General features: G+C 57.5%; 25 protein-coding genes and 1 pseudogene. 9 read left to right on the top strand and 17 right to left on the bottom strand.

From position 1 onward, the window contains the following. The first annotated feature begins 14 nt into the window (after nt 1–14). Genes CLU84_RS10930 through CLU84_RS10920 form a run of 3 tightly spaced genes read left to right on the top strand, consistent with a single transcriptional unit; the run spans nt 15 to nt 2,924 of the window. Nucleotides 15–1,550 carry a leucyl aminopeptidase gene (locus CLU84_RS10930; protein WP_099737191.1) on the top strand — a complete coding sequence of 512 codons (1,536 nt, stop codon included), beginning with the start codon at nt 15–17 and terminating at the stop codon, nt 1,548–1,550. A gap of 51 nt (nt 1,551–1,601) precedes the next feature. Next, on the top strand, nt 1,602–2,033 hold the full coding sequence (locus tag CLU84_RS10925; protein ID WP_099737190.1) for a DNA polymerase III subunit chi: 432 nt from the start codon (nt 1,602–1,604) through the stop codon (nt 2,031–2,033). 3 nt (nt 2,034–2,036) lie between these two features. Continuing rightward, complete coding sequence (locus CLU84_RS10920; RefSeq protein ID WP_099737189.1) at nt 2,037–2,924, top strand: hypothetical protein; 888 nt, start codon at nt 2,037–2,039, stop codon at nt 2,922–2,924. Nucleotides 2,925–2,932: 8 nt separating this feature from the next. Here CLU84_RS10920 and CLU84_RS10915 read toward each other — a convergent pair whose 3' ends face one another. Then, nucleotides 2,933–3,952: a D-2-hydroxyacid dehydrogenase family protein gene (locus CLU84_RS10915; protein WP_099737985.1), complete on the bottom strand. Its 1,020-nt coding sequence runs from the start codon at nt 3,950–3,952 to the stop codon at nt 2,933–2,935. Between the two features lie 911 nt (nt 3,953–4,863). Between CLU84_RS10915 and CLU84_RS22675 the strand changes: the two genes are divergently transcribed. After that, on the top strand, nt 4,864–5,577 hold the full coding sequence (locus CLU84_RS22675; RefSeq protein WP_099737188.1) for a tyrosine-type recombinase/integrase: 714 nt from the start codon (nt 4,864–4,866) through the stop codon (nt 5,575–5,577). Here CLU84_RS22675 and CLU84_RS10905 read toward each other — a convergent pair. Further along, nucleotides 5,466–6,321: pseudogene (locus CLU84_RS10905) on the bottom strand (helix-turn-helix domain-containing protein). The gene CLU84_RS22675 and the pseudogene CLU84_RS10905 overlap by 112 nt on opposite strands. Nucleotides 6,322–6,383: 62 nt before the next feature. Between CLU84_RS10905 and CLU84_RS10900 the strand changes: the two are divergent. Beyond that, complete coding sequence (locus CLU84_RS10900) at nt 6,384–6,635, top strand: hypothetical protein (RefSeq protein WP_233210004.1); 252 nt, start codon at nt 6,384–6,386, stop codon at nt 6,633–6,635. A 4-nt stretch (nt 6,636–6,639) separates the two neighbouring features. Here the strand turns inward: CLU84_RS10900 and CLU84_RS10895 are convergent, their stop codons facing one another. After that, nucleotides 6,640–7,857, bottom strand: coding sequence for a diguanylate cyclase (locus CLU84_RS10895; protein ID WP_099737187.1), 1,218 nt, complete (start codon nt 7,855–7,857; stop codon nt 6,640–6,642). A 166-nt stretch (nt 7,858–8,023) separates the two neighbouring features. Here CLU84_RS10895 and CLU84_RS22670 point away from each other — a divergent pair, with 166 nt between their 5' ends. Both CLU84_RS22670 and CLU84_RS10885 read left to right on the top strand, forming a co-directional pair. Beyond that, nucleotides 8,024–8,386 carry a DUF333 domain-containing protein gene (locus tag CLU84_RS22670; protein ID WP_369826834.1) on the top strand — a complete coding sequence of 121 codons (363 nt, stop codon included), beginning with the start codon at nt 8,024–8,026 and terminating at the stop codon, nt 8,384–8,386. Between the two features lie 640 nt (nt 8,387–9,026). After that, nucleotides 9,027–9,353: a hypothetical protein gene (locus tag CLU84_RS10885; protein WP_233210003.1), complete on the top strand. Its 327-nt coding sequence runs from the start codon at nt 9,027–9,029 to the stop codon at nt 9,351–9,353. Nucleotides 9,354–9,631: 278 nt separating this feature from the next. Here the strand turns inward: CLU84_RS10885 and CLU84_RS10880 are convergent, their stop codons facing one another. The 4 genes from CLU84_RS10880 to lexA all read right to left on the bottom strand — a co-directional run bounded on the left by CLU84_RS10880 (nt 9,632) and on the right by lexA (nt 12,226). Then, complete coding sequence (locus CLU84_RS10880) at nt 9,632–10,096, bottom strand: universal stress protein (RefSeq protein WP_099737184.1); 465 nt, start codon at nt 10,094–10,096, stop codon at nt 9,632–9,634. A 345-nt stretch (nt 10,097–10,441) separates the two neighbouring features. Further along, nucleotides 10,442–10,687, bottom strand: a complete 246-nt coding sequence (locus tag CLU84_RS10875) for a hypothetical protein (protein WP_099737183.1) — start codon at nt 10,685–10,687, stop codon at nt 10,442–10,444. A 235-nt stretch (nt 10,688–10,922) separates the two neighbouring features. Next, nucleotides 10,923–11,378 carry a hypothetical protein gene (locus CLU84_RS10870; RefSeq protein ID WP_099737182.1) on the bottom strand — a complete coding sequence of 152 codons (456 nt, stop codon included), beginning with the start codon at nt 11,376–11,378 and terminating at the stop codon, nt 10,923–10,925. Between the two features lie 173 nt (nt 11,379–11,551). Next, nucleotides 11,552–12,226 carry a transcriptional repressor LexA gene (gene lexA, locus CLU84_RS10865; RefSeq protein ID WP_099737984.1) on the bottom strand — a complete coding sequence of 225 codons (675 nt, stop codon included), beginning with the start codon at nt 12,224–12,226 and terminating at the stop codon, nt 11,552–11,554. Nucleotides 12,227–12,326: 100 nt separating this feature from the next. On the opposite strand from lexA, the gene CLU84_RS10860 reads away from it, so the two are divergent. Further along, the gene (locus CLU84_RS10860) at nt 12,327–13,355 is read left to right on the top strand and encodes an asparaginase (protein ID WP_099737181.1); all 1,029 of its coding nucleotides are present in this window, start codon (nt 12,327–12,329) and stop codon (nt 13,353–13,355) included. Between the two features lie 92 nt (nt 13,356–13,447). On the opposite strand, the gene adk is transcribed toward CLU84_RS10860, so the two are convergent. The 7 genes from adk to CLU84_RS10820 all read right to left on the bottom strand — a co-directional run bounded on the left by adk (nt 13,448) and on the right by CLU84_RS10820 (nt 17,945). Further along, nucleotides 13,448–14,104: an adenylate kinase gene (gene adk / locus CLU84_RS10855; protein ID WP_099737180.1), complete on the bottom strand. Its 657-nt coding sequence runs from the start codon at nt 14,102–14,104 to the stop codon at nt 13,448–13,450. Between the two features lie 389 nt (nt 14,105–14,493). Then, nucleotides 14,494–15,270 (bottom strand): 3-deoxy-manno-octulosonate cytidylyltransferase, encoded by a 777-nt coding sequence (kdsB, locus tag CLU84_RS10845; protein ID WP_099737178.1) that lies wholly within the window; start codon nt 15,268–15,270, stop codon nt 14,494–14,496. Between the two features lie 3 nt (nt 15,271–15,273). Then, nucleotides 15,274–15,465, bottom strand: a complete 192-nt coding sequence (locus CLU84_RS10840; protein WP_099737177.1) for a Trm112 family protein — start codon at nt 15,463–15,465, stop codon at nt 15,274–15,276. An 82-nt stretch (nt 15,466–15,547) separates the two neighbouring features. After that, nucleotides 15,548–16,591: a tetraacyldisaccharide 4'-kinase gene (lpxK, locus tag CLU84_RS10835; protein WP_099737983.1), complete on the bottom strand. Its 1,044-nt coding sequence runs from the start codon at nt 16,589–16,591 to the stop codon at nt 15,548–15,550. Nucleotides 16,592–16,712: 121 nt separating this feature from the next. Next, nucleotides 16,713–17,144 (bottom strand): YeeE/YedE family protein, encoded by a 432-nt coding sequence (locus tag CLU84_RS10830; RefSeq protein WP_099737176.1) that lies wholly within the window; start codon nt 17,142–17,144, stop codon nt 16,713–16,715. A gap of 16 nt (nt 17,145–17,160) precedes the next feature. Beyond that, entirely contained in the window at nt 17,161–17,604 is a 444-nt protein-coding gene (locus CLU84_RS10825) for a YeeE/YedE family protein (protein WP_099737175.1), read from the bottom strand. Next, nucleotides 17,601–17,945 carry a helix-turn-helix transcriptional regulator gene (locus tag CLU84_RS10820; protein ID WP_099737174.1) on the bottom strand — a complete coding sequence of 115 codons (345 nt, stop codon included), beginning with the start codon at nt 17,943–17,945 and terminating at the stop codon, nt 17,601–17,603. Before CLU84_RS10820 ends, CLU84_RS10825 begins: the two co-directional genes overlap by 4 nt. Before the next feature lie 89 nt (nt 17,946–18,034). On the opposite strand from CLU84_RS10820, the gene CLU84_RS10815 reads away from it, so the two are divergent. Then, nucleotides 18,035–18,940, top strand: a complete 906-nt coding sequence (locus tag CLU84_RS10815) for an MBL fold metallo-hydrolase (RefSeq protein WP_099737173.1) — start codon at nt 18,035–18,037, stop codon at nt 18,938–18,940. Nucleotides 18,941–18,943: 3 nt separating this feature from the next. Here CLU84_RS10815 and CLU84_RS10810 read toward each other — a convergent pair whose 3' ends face one another. The 3 genes from CLU84_RS10810 to CLU84_RS10800 form a co-directional block, all read right to left on the bottom strand. Further along, entirely contained in the window at nt 18,944–20,341 is a 1,398-nt protein-coding gene (locus CLU84_RS10810; protein WP_099737172.1) for a DUF1254 domain-containing protein, read from the bottom strand. A gap of 111 nt (nt 20,342–20,452) precedes the next feature. Beyond that, nucleotides 20,453–21,838 carry a DUF1329 domain-containing protein gene (locus CLU84_RS10805; RefSeq protein ID WP_099737171.1) on the bottom strand — a complete coding sequence of 462 codons (1,386 nt, stop codon included), beginning with the start codon at nt 21,836–21,838 and terminating at the stop codon, nt 20,453–20,455. A 393-nt stretch (nt 21,839–22,231) separates the two neighbouring features. After that, nucleotides 22,232–22,666, bottom strand: coding sequence for a hypothetical protein (locus CLU84_RS10800; protein ID WP_369826832.1), 435 nt, complete (start codon nt 22,664–22,666; stop codon nt 22,232–22,234). Between the last annotated feature and the right edge of the window lie 272 nt (nt 22,667–22,938).

The raw sequence follows: 22,938 nt of genomic DNA, 5'->3' as shown, positions 1-22,938 counted from the left end.
GGAAAACACCGATTATGAACTTTGAACTGAAGGCTCTGACCGCTGCTGCAGCAGCACGGGAAAAATGTGACCTGCTGCTGGTGCTGGTTTCCGAGCACGCTGCGCTGGGCAGCGATGCGCTGGGAGCCATGGCAGCCCACGCCGTCAAACAGGGTGATTTTGCCCTGTCTTGCGGCAAGCAACTGGCTTTGTACCAAGTGCCCGCGATTGCAGCGCGCCGCGTGGTGCTGCTGGGTGTGGGTGCCGGTACGGTCAAGGATGTGCGCAATGCACTGGCTAGCTGCGCTTCCGCACTCAAGTCTGAGGGCGTCACCAAGGCCGTTGTGAGTCTGACGTTCGAGGTCAATGCGCAGATCGTTGCTGCTGCCGTGCAGGCCGTGGCAGATGCAACCTATATTTATACCCATACCAAATCGCAGGCCAAGCCCATCGGTCTGGCCAAGGTGGTGTTGGGTGTCACCTCTAAAAATGCAGCCGTGGCTTCTGCTTTTGAGACTGCCATTGCTCAGCAAGAAGGCGTGGCTGTGGCGCGTGAATGGGCCAATCGCCCTGCCAACCATTCAACCCCCACGATGCTGGCCAATGCAGCCAAGAGCATTGCCAGGGCAGCGCGCATGAGCTGCAAGATTCATGGCCCGGTGGAAGTTGCCAAGCTGGGCATGGGTGCTTTCATGGCCGTAGCTCAGGGCTCGCGTGAGCCGCTGCGCTTTATCGAGCTGCACTACAACGGCGCGGCCAAGACCGAAGCGCCTATTGTGCTGGTGGGCAAGGGCATTACGTTTGATACTGGTGGTATCTCGCTCAAGCCTGCTGCCGAGATGGACGAGATGAAGTACGACATGGGCGGCGCTGCCAGCGTGCTCGGCGTGTTCCAGTCTCTGGCCAAGCTGCAGCCCGCCATTAATGTCGTCGGCCTGATTCCTGCCTGCGAAAACATGCCAGACGGCGCAGCCGTTAAACCCGGCGATGTGGTCACAAGCATGAGCGGTCAGACCATTGAAATTCTTAACACCGACGCCGAAGGCCGTCTGGTTTTGTGCGATGTGCTGCACTATGCCGCCCGCTTCAAACCTACGGCGCTGGTGGATATGGCCACGTTGACAGGTGCTTGCGTGATTGCGCTGGGCAGTCTGCGCAGCGGCCTGTTCTCTACCAATGATGAGCTGGCTGCTGCGCTGCAAAGCGCTGGTGATGCGGCGCTGGATCCCTGCTGGCGCATGCCGCTGGACGATGAGTACGCAGACGGCCTCAAGAGCAATTTTGCTGACATGGGCAACGTGGCCGGCCGCGCTGGGGGGGCGGTAACTGCTGCCAAGTTCTTGCAGAAGTTTGTGGGCAACATTCCCTGGGCGCATCTGGACATTGCTGGCACCGCCTGGAAAAGTGGCGCAGCCAAGGGGGCAACTGGCCGTCCCGTGGGCTTGCTGGTTCAATATCTGCTGAATCAGGCCCAAGCCCATCGTACGGTACAACCAGCCAAGACTGCTGCACGCAAGAGTGCCGCAAAACCAGCGACCTCGCGTCGCACTACAGCCAAGGCATCGGCTTAAGGAAGGTGGCTGGCGCGGCCTTGAAAGAGTCCGTAGCCAGCTGCAAGTGATGTGACAGAAATTGCCTTTCATTTCAATGCTCCAGATAAGCTGGGCTACGTGTGCCGATTTGCGCGCAAGGCCTTGCGCCATGGTGCTCGTCTGGTCGTCGTGGGAGATGCCTCTATGCTGAGTCGGCTGTCAACGCGGCTCTGGAGCGTATCGGCCACGGACTTTCTGGCTCATGCCGCCGCTGCTGATGGTGGAGCGCTTCTGGCGGTATCGCCCATCGTACTGGCCGCGCAGTTGCAGGATCTGCCGCACCACGAGGTGCTGATCAACCTCACGGCGCAGGTGCTGGAGGGTTTTGAGCGCTTTGAGCGTGTGGTGGAAATCGTCTCGTCCAGCGATGAAATGGACCGCCATGAGGCCCGCACGCGCTGGCGTGATTACGAAGCGCGTGGTTTTTCCATCGTTCGGCATGATCTGAATCTCAAGGGCTAGGCCATGAACTCTTCATCCAAAGTCCCTCCGCGTTTTGTACCCACGCTGACCGACGTGGTGTCGCCAGCGGTTGATGCAAAGACAGTGAGTGACTTAAGCGAGCGAAGTACGGAAAGTGAAGAGGGTGGAGTCAGTAGCCGAGACTGGGCGCTGGAGGAGTCCCTGGGGCGCGTAGCGCATGTGCCAAGCCAGTCAGAGGTGCTGGAGAATGCAGAGCCTGCCGTTCCCAGTGCTTCCGCTGCACCCATTTCACGTCCGTCTTTTCACTCCCCGTGGCTGGCTGATGGGCTTTATGTTCGCAGCAAACCGGCAACCATTCCTCACCAGTTGCCGCCACTGCCAGAGTCGTTGCCGCCGCAGCAGCCTTTTGCCGAAAGCGCTGAAATGGATGTGGTGAGTGAGCAAGTCGCTACATTGACCGAAGCGCACGAACAGGCAGAGACAGATGCGAGTGGCGTGGCAGAGCCCGATTTGCCTGTCGCATTTGACGCTGAAGCCTTGCCGTTGCTGTCGGATGAGTATGTGGAGAGCACAGAGCCTGTCGCTTCTGAGGAGACTCCCGTTGCAGTTCCAGCGGCTCAGACCTTGAATGCGGATGGGGTCGCAATTTCTGAAGTTTCAAGTCTGAATCAAAATTGGGACGAGCCGCAGACGCAGATTGCACAGACTACGCAGCTTACCGAGGAGTATCTGGTTCATCGCCTGATGCAGCGTGTCGATCTGGTGCTGGAAAAGCGCCTGAAAAAGGCGATTGAGCAGGTGGTGGAGGCTCAGACTCGTTCTCTCGTGCTGCGCTTGCGCGAAGAGCTTGAGCCCGTGCTGCGGCAATCGGTGTATGAAGCCGCTGAGGCTGAGCTTGCGTTGCAAGCTCAGCAGAAAAACGAGAAATAAATCTAGATTTAGCGGTTCAGTCGAATCGGGCCGCTGAAAATTTCCGGGTTCAGAATGTTGGTGGGCTGTCCATTAACAAAGTTCACCACGTTCTCAAAAGCTGCGCGGAAATACAGCTCATAGCTGTCCTGCTCTACATAACCAATGTGGGGCGTGCAAATGCAATTCTCCAGTCGCAGCAAAGCATGTCCCTGCAAAATGGGTTCGCTCTCGAACACGTCAATCGCAGCCAGGCCTGGGCGGCCACGGTTCAGCGCACAAAGCAGGGCCTCTGGCTCGACCAGTTCAGCGCGCGAGGTGTTGACGAACAAGGCCGTGGGCTTCATGCGTGCCAGGTCTTGCGAAGTCACCGCACTGCGCGTGGCCTCATGAAGGCGAAGGTGAAGCGAGATCACATCGCATTGCTCAAAAAATGCTTCCTTGCTTGGGGCGGACAGAAAACCATCGGCTTCGGCTTTTTTGCGCGAAGCCTCGCTACCCCAGACGCAAACCTGCATGCCAAAAGCCTTGCCATAGCCTGCCACCAGCTGGCCAATACGTCCATAGCCCCAAAGACCCAGCATGCGCCCGCGCAGCACGGAGCCCAGTCCAAAATTTGGCGGCATGGATGCGGCCTTGAGGCCGGACTGCTGCCATGCACCGTGCTTAAGGTTGGCGACGTACTGCGGAAGGCGGCGCATGGACGCCATGATCAAAGCCCAAGTCAGCTCTGCCGGGGCAACCGGGGAGCCCACCCCTTCGGCAATCGCCACGCCGCGCTCGGTGCAGGCCTGCACATCGATGTGCGCGCCGGCCTTGCCTGTCTGGGCAATCAGCTTCAGGCGTGGAAGCTTTTCGAGCAATTGGCGGGAGATTTGGGTACGCTCACGAATCAGGACAATTACATCGGCATCGCGCAGACGCACGGAAAGTTGGCCCACGCCCTTGATCGTGTTGGTGTAGACCTTGGCGTTGAAGGTGTCCAGCAACTTGGCGCAATCGAGCTTGCGGACTGCATCTTGGTAATCGTCCAGAATAACTATATTCACCACTGAAATCCTTTAGTAAGTGGCTGAATTGATTGAAACATTTTCAATGTTATCAACGCTTTACTCATAATTTTTCGATAGCCTAGGCTGGACGCTACGCCAGCTCATAACCGTTGCATACCCTATACACTCCAATATCTAGCGTAGGTTTTGAAAGCTACGCCGTTAAAGAAGTGTGCATGTATTTTGATGCCCGTGCTGCGAAAGCATTGCCCGCAGGTTCCTCTATTGTTATTCAAGGATGCCCCGGTTTGCGTCTTGAGGCAACGGCGTCAGGGAAAAGTTGGGTTTACAGATTCAAGTCGCCCCTTGATGAGAGGATGCGGCAAGTGAAATTTGCTAGTTGGCCTGCTCAGACTTTGTGGACGCGACTAGGTTCTGGAGGGAACTGAGACAGATCCGCGAGGAGGGAAGAGATCCATCCTTGGAGCGGAAGCAAGCGCGACTCACTTAAAATTCTGCGACTCAAGCTGCGAAGTAAGGCATCTACACTGTCGGTAAGCTGGTCGAGGATTATTTAAACAGCTATATAGAAAAGCAGCGTGATCCGTCCAATGCCAGAGCGCTGCGTTCTCGCATGGCAAGGGGAGTTGGGCCGATTGCCCATCTTGCGCCATCCAGCGTAACTCGCAGCGTAGCTTTTGAAACCATTCAGGCGTTGTCGGACACTCCTACGGTGGCCACCAGCGTGAGGCGAGAGTTAGGCGGAGCTTGGGAATACGCCTATGACTCAGGAAACTTGGCTGACGATGTTCCTAATTGGTGGAACCAGGTTCTCAAGGGGAAACTAAAGAGCAAGGGCGCGCTGAGGGATGGGGAGCGCAAGGGAACCGACAAGCGCGTTCTAACGGACGTGGAGATTGGGCGACTTTTCACAGTCGACTTCCGGCTATTCTCGCCCGCCATTCAGGATGTCCTGTGTATGTGGACAGGAGTCCGAGGGGGGCGAGATCTGCGCATTGCACGCAAGCCATATTGAAAATGATGAAGGCTTCTTGTGGGCGACTCTGCTAAAGAGTCAGACGAAGAACAAGAAGCGGGACAGGGCGACGGATTTTCGTATCCCTCTTGTCGTCCGTGCGGCAGAAGTTGTGCGGCGGCGACTTCAGGAGAGTCCGGAAGGATATTTATTCCTAGGAAAGCATGCTTCTGGGCATATCCAGCAGACCAATGTGCAGACACAGGTCCATTCCAAACAGCCATACAGCAGGACCCGCCCAGACTGGGAGCGTGAGCGCTTGACAGTGACTCATTGGTTGCCGCATGACCTGCGCCGCACTGCGCGAACACTTTTGGCCCGCCTGAGCTGCCCGGAAGACGTGGGAGAGGCTGTCCTTGGACATATGATTCCGGGCGTGGCGGGCATCTACAACCGGCACAAATATGATTCGGAGAAGCTGCAATGGCTCCAGACTCTGGCAAAGAGGCTGTTCCATTGTTCAGCCTGCTGGGACAAGAAGTGGTCCCAGTGGTTTGAGCAACTCAACCCAGTGCCTAAGCGAGGTCCTCGGGACTATGCAGCTTGCATTGGTGCAAACGGCAATGCTGCAAAGTACACCTCATCAGGGGTGGCTTGGTGCACGTATTTCGCAATTCCACAGCGTGCGGCACGCACGCTGTCATAGGCTTGAAGGTAGACCTCTTCGTACTTGATGGAACGCCACAGGCGCTCCACAAAGACGTTGTCACGCCAAGCCCCCTTGCGATGTCCATGGCCCAGACTTGATTGGCATGCGTGACCGTCTTGTTGCGCAGCAGATAGGGATAGACCTTGTGCTGCGGATGACGCGCACTGGTGCGGGGCTTGCAATACAGCGGTGTCATGCACATGCGTTTCATCAGCGTCCGTATATGCCTGCGGCCCACTCAATGCCCCTGACGCTGCAGCAGCCCTTTGAGCATGCGGGAGCCTGCAAAGGGATGGGCCACATGCAAAGCATCCAAGCTGTGCATCAACTGCACTTGGCCATCACATGGTGGCTTGCGGCGGTAATAGACAGAGCCTCGGCTGATGCGCATGAGCTGTGCCTGGCGACTGATTGGCAGGCCATGGCGACGGTCAATCATCGCTTGTCGCTGAGCAATCCCGCCTTGCTCAGCGCACCGTGCAAAAAATCCTTCTCCAAGGTCAGCTGTCCAATTTTGGCATGCAGCTTTTTGAGATCCACCGCAGGTGCTGCGGGAGCCAGCGCTGCACCGAAGACATCGGCAGCCAGCTCCTGCAGTAGCCGCTTCCAATCGGCAATCTGGCTGGGGTGGACTTTATACAGCTGAGCCAGCTCAGCCACGGTGCACTCACCGCGCACCGCCTCGAGTGCGACCTTGGCTTTGAAGGTGGCGCTGTGTTTACGTCTTGATTTGATGCTCATAGATCTCTCCAAATTCGGCCCTGTTCCAGGGCCATTTTTACGGAAAGATCTCGCTTAGCTACTTGTTCAAAAAACCGGAGCCACTTCTCATTGAGGCTGCACAACGCGTTGCGCAACGTATTCGCGTCGGCATTAGTGAAAGTCTTCCTCCTTTGCCAGATGGTTGCCGTGTCACGCTGAGTCTGGGAGTCGCTGCTTACCCTTTCGGCAGCGATCTGCGTGAAGCGGTAATGCAGGCCGACAGAAAGCACTTCAGGGCCAAAGAGTCTGGTCGCGATCAGGTTGTTGTTAGCCCGCTGGTCAATGATGTATGAGTGATCATGTCGCCGAGGCTAGCACCTCATCTGTAGGCAGGGTGTACTCAAAACAAATGTCTGGGTAGAAGCGGCCTTCTACATGTACGCGATCACGACCAGCATTCTTGGCGCTGTACAGGAGTTCGTCGGCCTGCTTCAACGCACCGTCTAGCTGGTTTGCATTGGCGATGGACGTAATTCCAAAGCTCAGCGTCAAGCCAGCCCCTTGACTGAGAACTTGTTTTTCACTGCTAAGCTCCTGGCGAATGCGTTGCGCAACTTGCTCGGCGCCTTGCAAATCCAGATGCGTCAAGAGAAGCACGAACTCTTCGCCGCCGAAGCGGGCAACTAGGTCCTTGCTGCGCACATTGCGCTTGAGGATGCTCGACACAAGCTGCAGTACTTCATCTCCCCGATCATGGCCCCACGTATCGTTGATGCGTTTGAAGTGATCAATATCGCCCGCCAGAATTGCCATGGGGTACAGGCGCTGGTCACCCAGCCGCTGCTGTGCAGCTTCATGAAATGCCCGCCTATTCAGAATCTGGGTCAGCGCGTCCATGTCGCGTTCCGTGCGCAGCTGAGTGACAGTCTCCCTGATGGTGACTGCACAGATCAGAACCGTGAAGAGCAATCCGAATAACAGAATGCTCATCAGCGTCGTCAGCCAGTAAGTCGAATTGGCCTGCATGGAATCGCTGAGCCCGTGCCGCCCAAAAAATGCAACCAGGGTGGGGCGCAGCATGGTGAAGACTGCATAAGACACGTAGGACCACAGCAAAGCCCGATCCAGCCAGTCCCTGGAGAGACCTTTTTTCAGGGCTGCTGGGACTGGCAGCAGGAGAATCATAGCCACGCCGATGCTGAATGCATGAAGGCGTCTGATTATGTTTTGCTCAAACAGCGCGAAGTAATAAAGCGACGCCAGCGTTGCTGCACACAAGACAAGCGCCACCAAGGGATGCGCTACTACCCGCCGACGCTCCGAGAAACTCTTGGACATGCACCACGCACCGGCCAGAAACAATGCATTGACGAACACTACATAGTGACTGAGAACCTCAAGCTTCAGCACGCTGCGAATGCTGATAGACACTGCAGTCAGCAGATAAGCGGAGCAAAGCCAAAGTAAGAATCTCTGCCGACGCTGTGTTACCCAGCAGACGCCCAGCAGACCAGCCAGGAAAAGCAGGGAGAGTGATGGCATCAGCACATAGATGTGCTCGTTGCTCGTATGCATACATGCAGCCCTTCTGCTAGTGATAACCAACAGACAGACCAGACTGGCCATATCTCAAGTCGAATCTAAATGCCAAGGCGTTTGGTAATGTGTCACTTACTGACCTTGCTGATCAGAAAGTAACAAATTCTTGCGACTCCTGACAGTTTGCTCTGAGGTTTTGGCGATGAAATCACTAAAAGTGACACTTGTTGACAGCGTTTGCCAGCATTGCGAGACAAATCCTTACCCCGGCGGCAAAGAAACTGATCTGAATCATGACTTTATGCGTTCGCTTCAGAGGCCAGGCATTTGCTACATTGAGTCCATGAAAAAAGCACTCGGAACCATAGGTGCAGGCCTTTCGACGTTAGCGATCGGCGGCTGCGCACAGCATGAGCCCGCAGCACCTGAGGCACCAATGCTTAGCATGGCAAACCCCGCCTTGGTGTACTGCGCCAAGCTGGGCGGAAAGACCCGCATTGAGAAAACTACGGCCGGAGAGCGCGGTATTTGTGTGCTACATGACGTCATAGCAATCGGCGAGTAGGAGCTCTTTTGAAGTAGTCGTTTCCAATCAGCAATTTGGCTGAGGTGCACTTCATATGGCTGAGTCAGCTCAGCAACGGTGCACTCACCGCGGAACTCCGCCGGATCACCCTGGCTTTGAATGCTGGGCTGTGCTCGCGTCGTGATTTGATGGTCATCGACCTCTCCAGGTTCGGTCTGCACCCATGTCATTTTTACGGAAATATCTTGCCTAGTTAATTGTTCAAAAAATGGAGCTACCTCTCTGCTGAGCTTGTTTTTCATTGCTGCACTTCTAGCCATCGGCATGGTGAAAAGTGAGTCAAGCCATGCAATTTATTTGATAGCTGCTTGCTCTTTAATTGCAATGAAATTATTGCTCATAGCTTTTGAAAGTCATTAGACAAGTGCGTAAGCAGCTACTGTTTTCAGAGCGCCAATGCACCTTGCATTCGCTGAGCAGGGTGATTGCTGGCTTTTACCCTTACGGCGTTATGTGATTAGAAATCGTGACGACTGTTCTTTTAGGTAAATTGTCTGTAGGAGAAATTCGATATTTGGTAAAAGAGGTTCTATCTTCTTATATGCCTTGAATGTTGATACAGATGCTTCATCCCTTTCCCTATAGCTTTTCCGCTCGCCTTGATGCTTGGATACGGCATATGAAGGCGGGAAGGCCTTGCGGCTCGCGGCAGGTGGCTTATGAACTCGTGATCAGCAGCTGGGTAAAGGCCAATGCGGATCTTGGCGCTTCGCCAGAGTTTTTGAAAGCGTTGAGCTGCCGTCGCCTTTGTGAGGAGCATGGCTGGCACGGACTGAAGACGGATGTGGCGTACTGGGATCTGGATGAGGAGCAGTCCGTGCGGATTTATCTGCACTTCGATGGTTCCATCGTGGCGCAGCAGATGGATGCGCAGAATCTGCAGATTCTTTTTACCTTGCCCAGCCTGCATGGGCACCCGCAGGAAATTTCCTCGCAGAGCGTTTAGCCATTCAAAAAAATGCCCGCACAAGGCGGGCAAGTTTTGGGGACCTCTCCATCGAGTCCTGCGGCGCGAAGTCAATGCGTTTGAATACTTGGCAAAGGACATTCATGCGTCCCAAGCTCGCCTTTAATCGCATTTGCACTGGCGCTGATCGAATTGAACTGCGGACAGGTTGCCCCGTGGGGTGCAGGCTGTAACTCTCCTTACTGGCTCTGCATTCGGTAGTAAGCGGCGCTCTGCAAACCGTTTCTTTCATTGCTGCTGCTGTTGTTGCTTCCTCCTTAACTTGTTTCGCTAGCCACGTCGGGACGGTGAACAAGCACCGGGATGTGGGTATGTGTCAGTACACGCTGAGTTTCGCTGCCCAGCAAAATACCGCTGATGCCTTTTCGCCCGTGAGAGGCCATACAAATTAGATCGCAATGGCGCTCTTGCGCTTGCTGAACAATGGTTTGATAGACAGAGCTGCTGGCGATGCGGACAAACTCGCAGGGAACGCCCTCCGGCCTGGCAATCTGGTCGACGAACTGAAGCGCGGTGTCGGCGTTGCTGTTCGTGCTGCGCTCAAATTCTGCGCTGTTATAGGTGAGCAAGGCATCTGCGCCATAGATGATGGCGCGGTAGTCGGGCATCACATACAGGGCGGTGACCCTGGCATCATTCTCGCGGGCTAGGCTGATGCCAGCGCGAATGGCAGCTTCAGACAGTTTGCTGCCATCTGTAGGAATGAGCAGGTGCTTGAACATGTTCAATCTCCTGAAGCCGCTGGGTGTTTGTTGTGGCTAATTTATTCCGATGTGTTTGGCGCTGCAATACGTGTGCAGGGAATGCGGTATGTGGCGATAAGTCAGGGGCGAAATTCTGTAACGTTAAGGCCTTGATTCAGTAAACATAGGGCAGCATTTAGCCCACAAAATGCCTGCTTTATGTGCGCGCTGTGCTGTCGCATTTAGTTTCATTCTTTACGAGCTGCTGATAGGAATGGTTTGGGTTGGACCACTTTTAGAGACGCTAACACTGCCCTTGATACGTCGTTGCTTAACCTTGTTTCAACCGAAAAGCTACAACGTTCTGGGTGGCTTTCACGCCTCTTATTCGCTCTGAGGGGGTTGCACGCGGTTGAGAATTTCGCCAGTAGTTTCGATCTCGAACTGCTTTTCATTGAGCCAGTTTATCTTCAGGTGATCAGTCGTCTCGAAGTGCTTGGCGGAGGGGCGAAGGGAGACGCCATGCGGCAGATCGACCTCGTCAAAATCCTGATAAACCAGAATCAAACGCAGATTGCCGCTGGCATCTTTCGCCTGTATGTGCTCCGTGAGCTTGCGATAGGCACTCATTGCGACCCCTTCGTTGGCACGTGTATACGAATGTTTCCATTGGTATGAGGGGGCTGCAATACCCTGAATTGAGTATTTTGACAGGCCAAATTGCACGTTGAACTGCGCATGAAAAGCGCTATATCGCTTTATTCATTAGCGCTTGCAGCTATCAAAATCTAATTGCTCATCGACGGGCAATTTACATTGCGTTGCCAGTGCATTTGTTGCTGGCGCTGTGGGTTTAGCTTGTGCTTCAGGCTTGTTGTGCTTGCTCATTGAGGGCCATACGCTCCAGTGCGGCGCAGACATCGGCCATACGGCCGGAGATGAACATGCATTCGGGCTGCTTACGGGGTTCGCGTTGCAGGATTTTCAGCTGGCGAGTGGCGGCGGGGGCTGCTTCAGCCGGTAATGCGAGAGACAACTGGGGGCTGGCAGTGTTCGCTTTGGCTTTGTTGTTAAAACGTGTGCTGGTGTTGCGGCGGCGCGAGCGGTTGGCGCGCATGACGGGGATGCTGGTGTACGTCAGCTTGAAGCCTTCGGGCTCATAAGAGCTGGGGATGAACGGTGCGGGTTCTTCAGGGGTGTCGTGCGAGTCGCTTGAGAGAATTTGGGTGCAGGCCTTGAAGCTCAGGCTTGCGGGTGGTGCGAAGGGCAGGACTTTAAGGCTCAGGCGAGTCAAAGACTGCAAAGATGCGGCGAATCCCATGTGGCAACTCCTCAATAGCCTTGCGGCAAAGATAAGGGCAGGATTGCGTTTTAAGGCAAAGCTCCGCCCAGCGCGAAGCAAGACTGCTTCGCGCCTACCACCTGGACTGGAGAGGGAAAAGGGTTCAGCGTGCAGTCATCCGGTGACGATTGCGCTGAGGGATAGCCTGTTGGCTACATAAACATGCTGTTACGGATCAGGCCGACTGCCAGGCCTTCGATGGCAAATGGTTCTTCAGGAGCCACATGAATCACCTTGTAGTCGGGGTTTTCGGGCAGCAGCTCAATGCCTTGGGGTGTGCGCTTGAAGCGCTTGACGGTGACATCGTCGCCGAGGCGGGCGACCACAATCTGGCCGTTGCGCGCTTCGTGGGTTGCTTGCACGGCCAGCAGGTCGCCGTCCATGATGCCGGCGTCGCGCATGGACATGCCGCGTACCTTGAGCAGGTAGTCGGGCTTGGCGGCGAACAGGCTGGGTTCTACCGAATAGCTCTGGTCGATATGTTCCTGCGCCAGAATGGGTGAGCCCGCAGCTACTCTGCCGACCAGAGGCAGTACCAGCTGCGCCATGCTGGAGAGCGGCAGAGCAAAGCTGTTGCCGCGCGCTGCATTGATGTTGCGCACGGTATCAGCCCGCAGGCGAATGCCGCGTGAGGTTCCGCTGACCAGATCAATCACGCCCTTGCGAGCCAGCGCCTGCAGATGCTCTTCGGCGGCGTTGGCGGATTTGAAGCCGAAGCTGCTGGCAATCTCGGCCCGGGTAGGGGGCGCGCCGGTGCGGGCGATGCTGGACTGGATGAGGTCCAGAATCTGCTGCTGGCGGGGAGTGAGCTTGGGGTGATCTAGCATGTCTGGCTTCCGGTCATTCATCAGGCTGGGCCTAGTGAGATTTTTGATCTGTGTGTTTATACAGTACCTGTATTTTTGATCAGTTTTTTATGGAGAGCAAGTGGCGCAAGAAAAGATTGTGATTTTGGGCACCGGCGGCACGATTGCGGGGCAGGCCCAGAACAGTACACAGGGCGTGGGCTACAAGGCGGGGCAGATCAGTGTGGCGGGCTTGCTGGCCGCTGTGCCGGATTTGTCACAGCTGGCCGCTGGCCGAACGGGCGCGGTACTGGATGCCTTGCAAATTGCCCAGATCGACAGCAAGGACATGGACTGGCCGGTCTGGCGCAGCCTGCTGCAGGCCGTGAAGGCGGGGCTGGAGGATACGGCCACGCGGGCGCTGGTGATTACGCACGGCACGGATACGCTGGAAGAGACTGCCTGGCTGCTTCAGGCTGTGCTGCAGCCCACCAAGGCCGTGGTGCTGACCTGTGCCATGCGGCCTGCCACATCGCTGCAGGCAGATGGCCCGCAGAACCTGCGCGATGCCGTGGCGGTGGCTGCTGGCGATGTGCCCGGCGTGTGGGTGGTGGCGGCAGGTGAGGTGCATGCGGCGCGCGAGGTGCTCAAGGTGCACCCCTACCGTTTGAATGCGCTGCGTTCTTACGAGGGCGGGCCATGCGCCTATGTAGAAGAAAGCCGTGTGCGCTGGCTGGGGCGCGCTGCGGTGCAGTATCCGGGCTGGACTGCGGCGCGGCTTGAGCAGTTGCTGGCCTGCGAAGAGCTGCCTTGGGTGGAAATTGTGCAGTCAGGCTCCTTGCAAAGCGCGCGTGCTGTGCAGGCCTTGCTGGCGGCCGGCGTGCAGGGGCTGGTAGTCGCCGGTACGGGCAATGGCACGATTCATCAGGCCATGGAGCAGGCGCTGCTGCAGGCAAGGGCGCAGGGCGTGAGCGTCTGGTACAGCACGCGTTGCCTGGAGGGTCAACTGGTCGGTTTGCCGGTGGGGCAGGGCGTGCCTGCGGTGCAGGCTAGTAGTCATGAGATTGCAGCCCATGTCATTCAGGTAGAGGCTGAGGGCGGTCTGGACGCCGTGCTTTTGCCGCCGAGCAAGGCGCGTATTGCAATGATGCTGCAACTGGCTTGCTATTGAATGAATAGCTGGTAGTGCTTGTTGCATAAGCGCTGGAAAGCAAAAAAAAGCACCTGAAAAGGTGCTTTTTTTTGTGGGTGATCAGGATCGGCTTATTGGGCCAGAGCTGCGAAGGCGCGCTCGGTGATCTCTTCCACGGTGCCAGTGCCGCTGATGGCGCGGTACTTGGGGGCCGCTTCAGCATCGGCCTTGGCCCAGTTGCTGTAGTAATCCACCAGAGGGCGGGTCTGGTTGCTGTAGACCTCCAGGCGCTTCTTGACGGTTTCTTCCTTGTCGTCTTCGCGCTGCACCAGGTCTTCACCGGTCACGTCGTCCTTGCCTTCCACCTTGGGTGGGTTGAACTTGACGTGGTAAGTGCGGCCGGAGGCGGGGTGGCTGCGGCGGCCGCTCATGCGCTCGATGATGGCTTCAAAGGGCACGTCGATTTCCAGCACGTAGTCCAGCTTCACGCCAGCAGCCTTCATGGCATCAGCCTGAGGAATGGTGCGGGGGAAGCCGTCAAACAGGAAGCCCTTGGCGCAGTCTTCCTGGGCAATACGCTCCTTGACCAGGTTGATGATCAGATCGTCGCTGACCAGCTGACCTGCATCCATCACTGCCTTGGCTTCCAGTCCCAGAGGAGTGCCGGCCTTGACAGCAGCACGCAGCATGTCGCCAGTGGAGATTTGAGGGATACCGTACTTTTGGCAAATGAAGGCCGCCTGAGTGCCTTTGCCGGCGCCGGGAGCACCCAACAAAATCAGTTTCATGGAAATCCTTGAGGAGAGTAAAAATTCTTGGCTAGCCCAGGCAAACGGGTGGACGTCTGTAGTCCCCGAGCTGTTTTTTTTCGCGGGCAAGGATAGCACGCACAAGACCAACAGAGGCTTACATCTGACAGTCAAAACTGTCGCCAATGCGGCCTATCCAAGGCATGTATTCGCTGCCAACGCGATAGTTGTAGTTGTAAGGCAGGTGTGCTTGTGACCACATGCGCTGTTTGGACTAGATGGAAAGTATAGCTAGCAGCGCTTGCCACGACTGGGCTTGGGCTCTTTTTGAGTCGCAACTGCGCGGATGAGTTACATATCCAGTCACCGGAGGGGGAAAGTGAGAAAAGCCTGCGGCACCATGGTGCGCAGGCTTTTTCTTAATTCGCTTAATTCGCAAACACAGCGCGCACACGCTCCAGGTCTTCGGGTGTGTCTACGCCAGCGCCGGGTGCATCGGGTGTGATGTGCACGGCAATTCGGTGGCCATGCCACAGGGCGCGCAGTTGCTCCAGCTGCTCCATGGCCTCGGTCGGTGCGGGCGAGAGCTGCGGAAATTCGCGCAGAAAACCGGCCTTGTAGCTGTAGATGCCGATGTGGCGCAGCGGCGTAAAGCCCGCGTGGCCGGCCTTGGGCGCAGCCGTGTCCCACCAGGCCTCATCGGCATGATCGCGCGAGAAGGGAATGGGTGCGCGGCTGAAATAGCTGGCCAGACCCTTGGCGTCGCAAACCACCTTCACCACATTCGGGTTGCGGTAGTCGATCAGGCTGTCGATAGGGTGGGCGGCGGTGCCCATGCTGGCCTCGGGGCGGCTGAGAAGCAGCATTGCCACGGCATCGATCAAGGCGGGGTCAATCAGGGGCTCATCGCCCTGCACATTGACCACCACATCGTCGCCAGTCAGGCCTAGCTGTGCGCAGGCCTCTGCCAGGCGGTCGCTGCCGCTGGGGTGGTCTTTGCGGGTGAGTATGGCTTCAATGCCGTGCTGGGTGCAGGCGGCAACAATGCTTTCATCGTCAGCCGCCACCACGCAGCGCGCGGCCCCGGCCAGCGCTGCGCGCTGGGCCACGCGCACGACCATGGGCAGGCCCGCAATGTCGGCCAGCGGCTTGCCGGGCAGGCGGGTGGAGGACAGGCGGGCGGGAATCAGTACCGTGTAGCTCATGGCTTAGTACTGGCTGTCGTCCAGCTCGTCGTCGCTGAGGGTGCGGGCTTCGTTTTCCAGCAAGACGGGAATGCCGTCACGCACGGGGTAGGCCAGGCGCGCGCTGTGGCTGATCAGCTCTTGGTGCTCGCGGTCAAAGCGCAGTGGGCCCTTGGTGACGGGGCAGACCAGCAGTTCAAGAAGTTTGGCGTCCATGGGGAATTCCTGCAAAACGAGATGAGGGCGCCAGCACAGAGCTGGCGCGACAAAGAGGGCAATCAATGGGGGTCAATGATAGTCAGGCTGCGTCGCCCTGATGGCGAATATGGGCGCTGGATGCTGCAAGTTCGGCATACAGCAAGTCCCAGAATGCCTGCGGCAGCTGCAATTGCAGCGGCACTGCCCAGGCCTCAGGGTAGTTGCGCCAGAGCTTGACGGCATCTTTTTCGGTACAAATCAGCGGAGAGTCATTGCCTAGATTGCGCGAGAAGCTCTCAAAATCATAGTGATCTGGCAATGCCTGCGTTGCGACGGGCGCAAGGCCCTTGTCCTCCAGCATGGAAAAAAAAGATTCAGGGCGGGCTACGGCGGCCACGGCTTCTGCCTGTTGGCCGGCCAGCTCGCTTAACTGAATACTTTGCCCATGGCCGTTGAGGGCCACATCCGCCAGACTGCGCTGCAGGGCAAAAACCGGTGACGAACCTTGCGGTTGGGGTGGCTGGCCCGCATAGAGCGTAGCTGTGACCGGGCGCGGCCAGGGCTCGCGCAGCGGGCCTGCAGGCAATAAAAATCCGTTACCCACGCCTTCGTCGTTGAAAACGCACAACTCGACATCTCGTGCCAGTTCCAGGTGCTGCAAGCCGTCATCACTCACGATGACATTGACCTGTGGATACTTCTGGCGCAGCGCCCGCGCCGCTTCAATGCGTTTGCTGGCCACAAAGACCGGCACGCCCGTGCTGCGGGCCAGCAGTGCGGGCTCGTCCCCCACCTCGCTGGCGGGACTGTCCTGCAACGCCTCGCGGCAGTCCAGCCCTTCCTGCACCTTGCGGCCATAGCCGCGCGAGATGATGCCCGGCTGCCAGCCTTGGGCCTTGAGGTGTGCCACCACCGCCTGAGTTACCGGCGTTTTGCCCGCGCCACCCGCAATCACATTGCCGACCACGACGACGGGCACGCCCGTGCTTTGTTGCTGGCGGCGCATGCGCTGCGCATTCCAGCCCTGCAAAGCGCCGTAAAGCTGTGACACAGGCCAAAGCAGCCACGCACCCGCTCCCCGCTGACGCCAGATGGCGCGCAAACCGTGTTGACTGGATGAAGCGGGGGCAGAGGAGCTAGGCATGGCGGCTCGAATCATAAGAGCAAGGCGGGTACTTCATTGGGAGTGGCGTGGGTGAGAAATGGTGTTGGCGGCTTTAAGTCAGCAAGCCTCGGACAGCTCAAAACTATCCGGGCTTCAAGTTTTAGACCTGTTTCGCTGCCGTTCTGGCAGCCCATAGATGCTGAGTCCACATGCCTGCCAGCATGGCTGCGACAAACATCCAGACCTGCGGGGTGAGGGTGGACAGGTTCATGAGCGCAGGGCCGGGGCAGAAACCAGCCAGACCCCAGCCAATCCCAAACAAAGCCGAGCCGGTGAGCAGTTGGCGGTCAATAACGGTGCTGGTGGGCAGTTGCATGGCATCGCCCAGCAAAGCGGTCTTGCGGCGCTTGGCCCAGCTAAAAGCGACCATGCCCACCGCAATGGCGCCGCCCATGACGAGGGCCAGCGATGGATCCCATTGACCGAAGAAGTCCAGAAAATTCTGCACCTTTGCGGGGTTGCCCATGCCTGAAAGAATCAGACCCAGACCAAAAACAAGACCGGAGAGCAGGGCAGCGATATTGGTAATCATGGTGACTCCTGTGGGCTTAGCCGAAGACGTGGCGCATCACAAAAACGGTGATGGCTCCAGTAGCGATAAAGGTTAGGGTGGCGGCAAGTGAGCGTACGGAAAGGCGCGAGAGGCCGCAGACGCCGTGGCCGCTGGTGCAGCCCGAGCCCATGCGCGTGCCAAAGCCCACTAGCAGACCGGCGACGATGACGACGACGGGGTTAGACGGCATCTCCATCGCAGGCAGTGGCGCGAACAACTGCCACACCAAGGGCGCGGCGACCATGCCCGCAATGAAGGCTAAGCGCCAGCCCCATTGCTTGACGGCTGACCAGGTAGGCATTTGCAGCAAAGCGCCGGTAATGCCGCTGATGCCTGCGACACGGCCCAGCAGTGCAATCAGCAGGGCGGCAGACAGGCCAATCAGCAAGCCGCCAGCGAGAGATGTCCAGGGTGTGAATTCATTCCACAAAATACTCATGCGATTTCTCCTTGTTGGCAGAACAGCTGATGCACGGCCTGCATGAGCTGCAGGGCGCGCTTGTCGGCCAGTTGGTACCAGATGAACTTGCCTTCGCGGCGCGTGATGACCAGACCTTCACGGCGAAAAATGCCCAGTTGCTGGGACAGGGTGGGTTGCGATACGCCGGTAAGTTGCTCCAGCTCTCCCACTGTGCGCTCTTGTTGTGAGAGCTGGCACAGCAGCAGCAGCCGGTCTTCGTTGCCCAGAAGCTTGAGCATGGCCACGGCTTCGCCAGCGTGGGCTCGCATGGCTTGCAGGTCGAGCGCAGCTTGCGGTTCGTCTAGTGGTTGTGTGGACATGATCTCGCTTATCAAATTGTTTTTATATATTATATAAAAAAGTAAATTAATTTAAGTGTTGATCCAAACACCATCTTTCAGGAGTTGTCATGTCAGTCAGTGCGATGCATATCGAACCATTTTTTGATGCCGCCACGGGCACTGTCAGCTATGTGCTTGCCGATACGACCAGCGGCCAAGCGGCAGTGATCGACCCTGTGCTGGACTTTGACCCCAAGTCCGGCACTTTGAGCAGTCGCTCTGCCGACCAACTGATCGCCTATGTGAGCGGCCAGGGCTGGCAACTGCAGTGGATTCTGGAAACCCATGCCCATGCGGATCACCTCTCAGCGGCCCAGCATATTCGGCACCATCTAGGCGGCAAGGTCGCGATTGGTGAGCATATTCGAGCCGTGCAGAAAGTATTTAGCAAGATCTTCCACTTTGAACCAAGCTTTCTGCCCGACGGCAGCCAGTTTGATCATCTGGTTGAAGATGGAGAGCGCCTGATGCTGGGCCGGCTTGAGCTGCTAGCCATGCATGTGCCCGGTCATACACCGGCGGATATGGCTTACCTGGTGGAAGATGCCGTGTTTGTGGGCGATACCCTGTTCATGCCAGATGTCGGCACGGCGCGCGCCGACTTTCCCGGGGGCGATGCGCCCACGCTTTACCAGTCCATGCATCGTATTCTGGCGCTGCCCGGGCAGACGCGCATTTTTGTCTGTCACGACTACCCGCCCGCAGGCCGCGTGCCCGCATGGCAGACCACGGTGCAGGCGCAGCGCGACGGCAATATTCATGTACGCGATGGTGTGAGTGAAGCTGATTTTGTGCAGATGCGCACAGCACGAGACGCCACGCTGGATATGCCCACGCTGCTGCTACCCGCCGTTCAGGTCAACGTGCGCGCCGGCAAACTGCCACCAGCGCAGGATGATGGGCGCACCTGCGTGCAACTGCCCATCAATGCGTTTGTGAAGAATGTGCCTGTGCCAGATGGTGTTTGGCAGTAATGTTTATTCCGGTTTGACCAGCTCGACGGGTTCAAGAATCCATGAAGGATCCAGAACCTCAGGCCAGGGCTGGTAGGCACGTGCCATCAGATAAAACAGATTTTTTTCTGGCGTAGGCAGCCAGTTGGTGCGTTTTGCCGGGCCTGGATCGGTGGGCTGCAGCCAGATGTCCAGACTGCCGTCGGCATTGCGTTTCATGTCCTTGGTACGGTCGCCGATGGAGTAGCGGTTGATGGGGTTGTCCACCATGTACTGGCCGCCTGTCACAAACTCATAGAGCGAGATGGACCAGAAAGCATCGGCGGGCAGGCGACCTTGTGGCAGGTGCAGGCGGTAGCTCTGGCCCATGCCTAGCGGCTGGTTGCTGCCATCCACGCTGGCGGCAAAGTAGGTGGCTTCTGCAGCCTCCAGCCCCAGAATTCCGCCGGACATGGCGGCTGACTGCGCGCGCATGGTGTAGTTGCTGCCAAAGCCGTCTGGCAGGCGGTAAGGCGTCCAGCCGTTGCGGCGATTGGGGTCTGGGGTCTTGCGGTCGGCGTTCAGGCGGTTTTTGAGTTCGTTTTTCTCGATCTCGGGGGCCAGGACCAGCCAGCGCTGCTGCACGGTGGCTGGCAGCTTGTCCCAGCTGCAGCCTGCACCGCAAATGCCCACGCTGGCAAAGCGTTGCAGCAGCTTTTGCTCTGTGCCGGGCGGCGGATTACGAACCAGTGCTTCATTGGCAACATCGACAAAACGGCTCCAGTTCTGGGCCAGTGGCTTGATGCGTGGGCTGTCTTCAGCAGTCTTCAGCAAAGGCTTGATGAGAAAGCCGTCTTGAACCGCATGGGCAGACTTGAGGTCGTCTTCACCGGTGACGATGACGCGCAGATTCAGATATACATCACGTGTGGGTGCCCGAATGATCTGATCCACTTTGGGAATTTCGCCCTTCCAGTGCGGGCCCACCAGGGCGACCTTGCGTGCCGAGGTGCCGCCAATGCGTCGGCCCACATAGGAGAAGGTGTTGAGGTCTGCGCCAATCATGGTGATGACGTAGTACCGGCCATGGGTCTCGGGCAGAGACAGAACAAGAGGCGAGTGCTCCAGGTCCAGCCAGTTAGTTGAGTAGAACGTGTCGCGTATCGGGCCGTTGGCCCAGCGGTCCTTGGGTGTGGCCAGATGGCGCGAGTGGCGGAAATGATTGAGCGTGGTGGCTGTTGCTGAGTCTTTGACCTCCAGGGCTTCATGACGCATTTTCATGAATTCCTGATAGGGGTAGGCGTAGAGCATGGCCTCACGGATCAGGCCGTCCAGTGCAAGGCCTTCGGCAGGCGCAGCGTCCTGTGCATGCGCGCTGCCAAGGCAAAGACACAATGCAGCGGCGGCCAGGGCGCGCAGCCCAGGCAGGTTTATCTTTGGCATGAGCAAGTGTTTTTGGAAGGAGAGGTGCCACCGAGCATGTCGGCGTGCCCGGTGGGCTTGGGGGGAGCGCAATTGCTGCGCTCCCCTGTGAACTCGGCGCGAGTTCGGAGCTCAGGTACCCGCGTTGCGCGTGGCTTCTGGTGTGAACATGGCCGGGGTCATGTCACCCTTGTTCAGAATAGGGCCCTTGGGGCGTTCCTGGAACATGTTGTAGGCCACATAGCCGCCACCGATCAGGTCGTGATAGAAGCTGGTGCCGGCGTGCCAGGCATTGGCATCAAAGGCGTAGTAATAGTTGATCAAGGCGTGTTGCCACAGGGTGCCACGGGCGTCGTAATAGTCGCCCATCACCGCCTGGCCGGTGTCTTCATCAAGGAACATGACGCGCTTGCCGTACAGGTGGCGGTAGCCTTGCTTGAGCGTGGCTTCCAGCACCCAGACGCGGCGCAGTTCATAGCGCATGAATTCGGGTGTGGCATGGCCGGGCTTGAGCAGGTCTGCGTATTTGACGGTGTTGGCGTGAATCTTGTAGGCATTGGCTGGAATGAAAATTTCCTTCTTGCCCAGATTCTTCCAGCTGTAGCGCTCTGGCGAGCCATTGAACAGACGGTCGGAGTCGATTGTCATCTTGGCGCCAACGCCGCCGCCCATGGGCTGGTCAAAGCCATATTCAGGAATCTGACGCACGCGGCGGGTGCCGGGGTCGTAGCTCCAGCCCAGGCGCTTGTCCTTGCCGAAATTGACAGGTTCCATGCTCACGCTGACGCCGCCTTTTTCACGCTCTGGCAGCTTCACGGCATTCATGCCCTGTGCCATCGTGCCTTCCAGTGGCTTGCCGGCCTGGTCAGGCGAATTCAGCAAGCTCATGCTGCGGTTGTCGGCGCGGCCAAAGACGGCCGATCCGTCTTGCATCACATAGGCGTTGTCGCGCAGCGTATGTTCAGTGAACGAACGGAAGGGGAACAGGTTGTTGAAAGCCAGCTCGATCCCGCTCTTGGGGAAGGGGAAGGGGATGCCGCCCTTGACCGCATTGTCTGCGCCCATGCCGTCGGCGCTCATGACGGCATTCTGAGCATTGGACTTGACCGAGGCGCAGACAAAGTCGGCATAGCGGAAGTCGCGGTGTCCCGGGTAGACGGGAATGCTGAAAGTCTTGGGGTAGCGAGTAAGCATGCCCTTCTGACCATCGGTCAGATTAGCTGCGTACTTGGCCATGTTCTCTGCCGTGATGGAGAACAGCGGCTTTTCATTGGCGTAGGGGTCTACGGGGTGCTGGCCCACATGGGGCGTGTACTGAACGCCGGGGGGCGTGCCCAGCCATTTGCCGGTGTACTCGGGCACGCCGCTGGCGGTGCCGGCCTTTTCTGCGCCCACGCAGGTCAGAGACTTGCTCAGCTTTTCAATCTCTTCAGGGGTTCCTTTGGCTGCGGCAGTACCGGCCATTACGGCGGCGACTGCAAAGGCGATCAATGCACGGTAGCTCACTGTTGTCTCCATGACGCGTCCTTCTCGATATGTCTGTGAATGCCTGCGAAGTCGACCTGCCTTTCAATGGGCAGGTGGCTAGTCCAATGCGATTAGTTCTGGGACCCCAATCGACAGACACATTGTTCAGGTGACATTTGCGAGCAACCATCGCGTGACGGGACTACTGCAGATGGCCTAGGTAGTCGCCTTTGAGACAGGCGGTAAATCAATGCCGGCTTTTTGAGAGCGGAAACCAAGGGAAAGTGTGTAGTGAGAAAGTCTGTATAGACCCGAAAAAATTCCGGGAATCAGGGCCGGAAATGAATATTTTTGCGCAGGCAGAAACACGCCAGTGGCGTTGCTTAGATTGAATGGACTATCGGGTGTTCCCCATGCCATGAAAGCGCCATAAACAGTGCCCCATCACATGCCAAACAAATCATGTGCATCCAGCAAGGCCCAGGCAATTTCGGGTTGGCGCTCAAGGCCTTTGCGGATGGCGGCTGGAATGCTCTGGCGGGTTTTGCGGCATAGGCCCGGCATGTTGGGCATCTCAATGTGAATGCCGCGCATGGTGCGTACCTCGTTGCTGCCAGGTGCGACCACAATGGCGACGCCTAACTGTTGCTCTATGCGCAGCAGCATCTGCTCCAGATCACTCAGGCTGTTGATGCGCTCCAGACGCTCAAGCAGTTTCTTTTCTTCTTCGCGGGTCAGCATCAGAATGCGCTGATCGGCTCCCGGCTGGCTCAGCAGCAGCTCGCGCTGGCAGGTGCAGGCGCCGGGTGGGCATTCAACGCGAACGGGGAAGCTGGGCTGCATGGCGGGCGTTTGAGCAGGGCGGGGTGATTCGCCCATGCTAAGGGCTGAAGCCCGGTTTGCCATCAGGCTTTGGCGCATCAATACGGCCGCATTGCCAGGTGAGTACGTGAATACACTTGCCCCGGTTGGCTTCAGGTTTGCCTAGACTCAGGCATCATTGAGGGTTACTACTAAAAGTAGGCAAGCTTTGATCAGCCTGCATCTACCAGAATGAAAGCTTGCGGCGCTTGCATAGACAGGCGCTGCAGGTGGGATGGGATCAATCACTTTTTTATAGCGGCTACCGCATTATTCATGCGCGATACGCG

The sequence above is a fragment of the Comamonas sp. 26 genome (assembly GCF_002754475.1).
In the GTDB taxonomy this organism is placed as follows: domain Bacteria; phylum Pseudomonadota; class Gammaproteobacteria; order Burkholderiales; family Burkholderiaceae_C; genus Comamonas.
Note: the sequence above shows the minus strand (reverse complement) of the source record. Positions and strands in the feature narration are given on the sequence as shown.